Source organism: Mesorhizobium sp. M7A.F.Ca.AU.002.02.1.1 (assembly GCF_003998535.1).
GTDB lineage: Bacteria > Pseudomonadota > Alphaproteobacteria > Rhizobiales > Rhizobiaceae > Mesorhizobium > Mesorhizobium ciceri.
Window position 1 is genome coordinate 1 of sequence record NZ_RZPB01000463.1, and the last position, 4,994, is coordinate 4,994.

The window sequence follows — 4,994 nt, forward strand, 5'->3', positions numbered from 1 at the left end:
GTCTATGAATGTTTTGTTTGTATATGAATGTAGCACTTCTTGTCATCAGACGAGTTGCGGTCGCCGGCCAAGGCGCACCCAGGGAGGATACCAATGAACAGACTGCTTTCCGGCGTCTCCGCCGGTGCATTGTTGCTTGCATTTGGTGCAGGCGCAGCCCTTGCCGGCGACCTGCCCGGCAAGTTCGAAGGCGTGACCGTCGACGTGAAGCTGATCGGCGGCCAGCAATATGAAAAGCTCTACGAACGGATCCCGGAATGGGAGAAGGCGACTGGCGCCAAGGTCAACATCCTGACCAAGAAGAACGGCTTCGATATCGACAAGGAGCTCAAGTCCGACATCGCCTCGGGCAGCACCAACTGGTGCGTCGGCTGGAACCATTCCTCCTTCGCGCCGCAATATACCGGCCTCTACACCGACCTCAGCAAGTTGCTGCCGAAGGAAGAGATCGACGCCTTCGTGCCGTCGACCATCAAGTCGGCTACCATCGACGGCAAGCTGGAGATGCTGCCGCGCGCGCAGTTCGACGTTTCGGCGCTCTACTACCAGAAGAGCCTGTACGAGAACGCCGACAACAAGACCAAGTTCAAGGCGAAATACGGCTATGATCTGGTGCCGCCGGACACCTGGAAGGAAGTCACCGACCAGGCCGAGTTCTTCGCCAACCCGCCCAATTTCTACGGCACCCAGTTCGCCGGCAAGGAAGAGGCGATCAACGGCCGCTTCTACGAGATGGTCGTCGCCGAGGGCGGCGAATATCTCGACAAGGACGGCAAGCCGGTCTTCAACTCCGAGGCCGGCATCCGGGCGCTCGACTGGTTCGTCAACCTCTACAAGGCCAAGGCCGTGCCGGCCGGCACCACCAACTATCTCTGGGACGATCTCGGCCAAGGCTTTGCGTCCGGCACTGTCGCCATCAACCTGGATTGGCCGGGCTGGGCCGGCTTCTTCAACGATCCGAAGTCGTCGAAGGTCGCCGGCAATGTCGGCGTCAAAGTCGCGCCGAAGGGTTCGTCCGGCAAGCGCACCGGCTGGTCCGGCTTCCATGGCTTCTCGGTGACCGAGAACTGCCCGAACAAGGAGGCCGCGGCTTCCCTGGTTTGGTGGCTGACCAACGAGGACAGCCAGAAGCTCGAGGCCGCCGCCGGTCCGCTGCCGACCCGCACCGCGGTCTGGGACTGGGACCTGAAGCAGGCCGAAAACGATCCTTACAAGAAGGAGGTTCTTACCGCTTTCCAGGAAGAGGCCAAGCACGCCTTCGCCGTGCCGCAGACGCCTGAATGGATCGAGATCTCGAACGCCGTCTATCCCGAGCTGCAGGCGGCGATCCTCGGCGACAAGACCTCGAAGCAGGCACTGGATGAAGCCGCCGCCAAGGCGACACAAATCCTCCAGGACGCCGGCAAGCTCTAGCAACGGCTCCCAGGGCTGCCTCCCCCATCAGCAATGGGGGAGGCGATCGCGTTGCGCGGGATGCCAGCGGTTTACGCTAACCCTTCGCGCCCAGCCAACGCACCGCCGTCCAAATACAAACACTCAAGGATTCTGATGAAGGGCTTCAAGCCATCCGCGCCATTCCTGCTGCTGCTTCCGGCCATGATCGTGCTGGCGGCGGTGGTGGTGGTGCCGCTGCTTCTGTCGCTCTATTCGAGCTTCACCCCGTTCCGCCTGACGCGGCCCGAAACGTTCTACGTCTTCATCGGCATCCGGAACTATCTTTCGATCCTGTCCAACACCGACTTCTGGTGGGCCTTCGGCCGCACGGTTCTGCTGCTGACCATCGCGCTCAATCTCGAAATGCTGCTCGGGCTCGGCCTCGCCATGCTGGTCGAGAAGGCGACGCGCGGCCAGCGCATCCTGCGCACGCTGATGATGTTTCCGATGATGTTCTCGCCGATCCTGGTCGGCTTCCAATTCAAGTTCATGTTCAACGACAATATCGGCCTGGTGAACAATGCGCTGCAGTCGCTCGGCATCACGCGAGACGCCATACCGTGGCTGATCGAGGGCCATCTCGCCTTCATCGCCATCTCGATCGCCGAGATCTGGTCGTCGACGGCGATCTTCGCCATCCTGATCCTCGCCGGCCTGCTCGCCATGCCCAAGGAGCCGATCGAGGCGGCGCGGGTCGACGGCTGCACGCCGTGGCAGACATTCCGCTATGTGACGTGGCCATTCGTCATGCCCTTCGCCTACATCGCCATGACCATCCGTTCGCTCGACGTGGCGCGCGCCTATGACATCGTCAAGATCATGACCGATGGCGGACCGGCTGGCCGCACCGAACTGCTATGGACCTTGGTGGCCCGCACCGCCTACAGCGACGGGCGCATGGGCATGGCCAACGCCATGGCCTATTTTTCGATCCTGCTGTCGATCGCCTTCACCGTCTACTTCTTCAACAAGCTCGCCGCGGCGCGCACGCAGATCGGTGCGGAGTGGTGAAGATGGACGAGAATTCTTCCGCCCGCCTGAAGCGCCGGCTGCTCGGCATCATCTATCGCATCGGCCTGTTCCTGGCGATGCTGACCATCTGCCTGCCGGGCCTGTGGATCGTGCTGTCGTCGCTGCGGCCGACGGTCGAGATCATGGCAAAGCCACCGGTGTGGATCCCACAGGAGATTTCGTTCGACGCCTATGTCGCGATGTTCTCAGGCATCGGCAAGGGCGGCATCCCGGTGATTGAATATTTCCGCAACTCGCTGATCATCTCGGTGACCTCGACGGTGATTGCGGTGGCCATCGGCATGGCAGGCGGCTATGCGTTCGCCCGCTATCGTTTTCGCGGTAAATCGAGCGTCTTCCTCGGCCTGATGCTGACGCGCACCGTGCCGGGCATCGCGCTCTCGCTGCCGCTGTTCTTCCTCTATGTGCGGCTCGGCATCATCGACACCCATTTCGGGCTGATCCTCGCCTATGTCGCGCTCAACGTGCCGTTCACCATCTGGCTGATCGACGGCTTCTTCCGCCAGGTGCCCAAGGACCTCGCGGAAGCAGCGCAGATCGATGGCTGCACCCGCTGGCAGGCGTTCTGGCAGGTCGAGTTTCCGCTCGCCGGACCGGGCATTGCGTCGGCCGCGATCTTCGCCTTCCTGACCTGCTGGAACGAGTTCGCGCTGGCCTCGCAGCTGACCCGCTCGGTGAGCGCCAAGACGCTGCCGGTCGGCCTGCTCGACTACACGGCCGAGTTCACCATCGATTGGCGCGGCATGTGCGCGCTGGCCGTGGTGATGATCATCCCGGCGCTCACCCTCACCTACATAGTCCAGAAACACCTTGTCGGCGGCCTGACCTCCGGCGCGGTGAAAGGCTGATCCCATGGCAACCGTTACCCTCACCAAGCTGACCAAGCGCTACGGCACTATTGGGATCGTGCACGGCATCGATCTCGACATTGCCGACCGCGAGTTCATTGCGCTGGTCGGCCCGTCCGGCTGCGGCAAGTCGACGACGCTGCGCATGATCGCCGGGCTGGAGGAAATCAGCGCCGGCTCGATCGAGATCGGCGGACGCATCGTCAACGATTTGCCGCCACGCTCGCGCAACATCTCGATGGTGTTCCAATCCTATGCGCTCTATCCGCACATGACGGTGCGCGAGAATCTCGGCTTCTCCCTGAAGATCGCCGGCGCCGCCAAAGAAGACATGGACCGCCGCGTCGCCGAGGCCTCGGCCATCCTCGGCCTCGACACGTTGCTCGACCGCCGCCCGTCGCAACTGTCCGGCGGTCAGCGCCAGCGCGTCGCGATGGGCCGCGCCATCGTGCGCGACCCCGATGTGTTTCTGTTCGACGAACCGCTTTCCAATCTCGACGCCAAATTGCGCACGCAGATGCGCACCGAGATCAAGAAGCTGCATGCCAAGGTGCAGTCGACAGTGATCTACGTCACCCACGACCAGGTCGAGGCGATGACGCTTGCCGATCGCATCGTCATCATGCGCGACGGTCATATCGAACAGGTCGGCACGCCCGACGAGGTGTTCCGGCGGCCCGCGACGCGCTTCGTCGCCGGCTTCATTGGCTCACCGCCGATGAATCTGCACGAGGCGACGATCGATGACGGCCAGATGGTTTTCGCCAGCGGCGAAAGGCTGCCGCTGCCCGCTCAGTTCAAGGCCAATGTCACGACCGGCGACAAGGTGGTGTTCGGGCTGCGGCCGGACGACATCTACCCGACCGGCCATGGCATCAGTTCCGGTGGCGCGGCCGATGTCCACCAGATCGAGCTGCCGATCACGGTCACCGAACCGCTCGGCAACGAGACGCTGGTGTTCGTTGAATTCAACGGCACGGACTGGGTGTCGCGCATGCTGAACCCGAGGCCACTGCGGCCGGGCGAGCGGGTCGCCATGAGCCTCGACATGTCGCAGGCGCATCTGTTTGCCACTGAGACCGGAAAGACACTGCGGAGCTGATCGGCATGGCCAGAATCGAGAAAGTCGACCTTTGCATGGTGGACCTTGTGCCCAAGGTCAAGCGCACCGACGCGATCCAGAGCTTCGTCAGTCAGGAAACGCCGATCGTCACGATCACCGATTCCGACGGTGCGGTCGGCACCGGTTACAGCTACACGATCGGCACCGGCGGTTCGTCGGTGATGCGGCTGCTCTCGGACCATCTGGTGCCGCGCCTGATCGGCCGCGATCCCGACATGATCGAGGCGATCTGGCACGATCTCGAATTCGCCACCCATGCCACGACCATCGGTGCCATCACCGCCATCGCGATCGCCGCCATCGATACAGCACTCTGGGATCTGCGGGCCAAGAAGCAAAACCTGCCTTTGTGGAAACTGGCCGGCGGCGCCAAGGATCGTTGTCCGCTTTACACCACCGAAGGCGGTTGGCTGCACATCGAGACGCAGGCGCTGGTCGACGATGCGCTGGCCGCCAAGGCGAAGGGATTTCGCGGCTCGAAAGTCAAGATCGGCAGGCCGCACGGGTCGGAGGATCTTGCCCGCCTGTCGGCGGTGCGCAAGGCGGTCGGCGACGGC

4 protein-coding genes and 1 pseudogene are annotated in these 4,994 nt (G+C 62.8%); all 5 read left to right on the plus strand.

From position 1 onward, the window contains the following. The first annotated feature begins 93 nt into the window (after positions 1-93). On the plus strand, positions 94-1,413 hold the full coding sequence (locus EN879_RS24105) for a sugar ABC transporter substrate-binding protein (protein WP_063167543.1): 1,320 nt from the start codon (positions 94-96) through the stop codon (positions 1,411-1,413). A 135-nt stretch (positions 1,414-1,548) separates the two neighbouring features. Then, entirely contained in the window at positions 1,549-2,445 is an 897-nt protein-coding gene (locus EN879_RS24110) for a sugar ABC transporter permease (RefSeq protein ID WP_013533025.1), read from the plus strand. 2 nt (positions 2,446-2,447) lie between these two features. Continuing rightward, positions 2,448-3,314 (plus strand): carbohydrate ABC transporter permease, encoded by an 867-nt coding sequence (locus tag EN879_RS24115; protein WP_013533026.1) that lies wholly within the window; start codon positions 2,448-2,450, stop codon positions 3,312-3,314. 4 nt (positions 3,315-3,318) lie between these two features. Continuing rightward, on the plus strand, positions 3,319-4,416 hold the full coding sequence (ugpC, locus tag EN879_RS24120; protein WP_063167542.1) for a sn-glycerol-3-phosphate ABC transporter ATP-binding protein UgpC: 1,098 nt from the start codon (positions 3,319-3,321) through the stop codon (positions 4,414-4,416). 5 nt (positions 4,417-4,421) lie between these two features. Then, positions 4,422-4,994, plus strand: a pseudogene (locus tag EN879_RS24125) (mandelate racemase/muconate lactonizing enzyme family protein); the annotation flags it as partial.

Bases quoted from the DNA above. Each gene is read 5' to 3' on its own strand.
- EN879_RS24105 (WP_063167543.1), top strand. From the start codon at position 94: ATGAACAGACTGCTTTCCGGCGTCTCCGCCGGTGCATTGTTGCTTGCA.
- ugpC (WP_063167542.1), top strand. From the start codon at position 3,319: ATGGCAACCGTTACCCTCACCAAGCTGACCAAGCGCTACGGCACTATT.
- EN879_RS24110 (WP_013533025.1), top strand. From the start codon at position 1,549: ATGAAGGGCTTCAAGCCATCCGCGCCATTCCTGCTGCTGCTTCCGGCC.
- EN879_RS24115 (WP_013533026.1), top strand. From the start codon at position 2,448: ATGGACGAGAATTCTTCCGCCCGCCTGAAGCGCCGGCTGCTCGGCATC.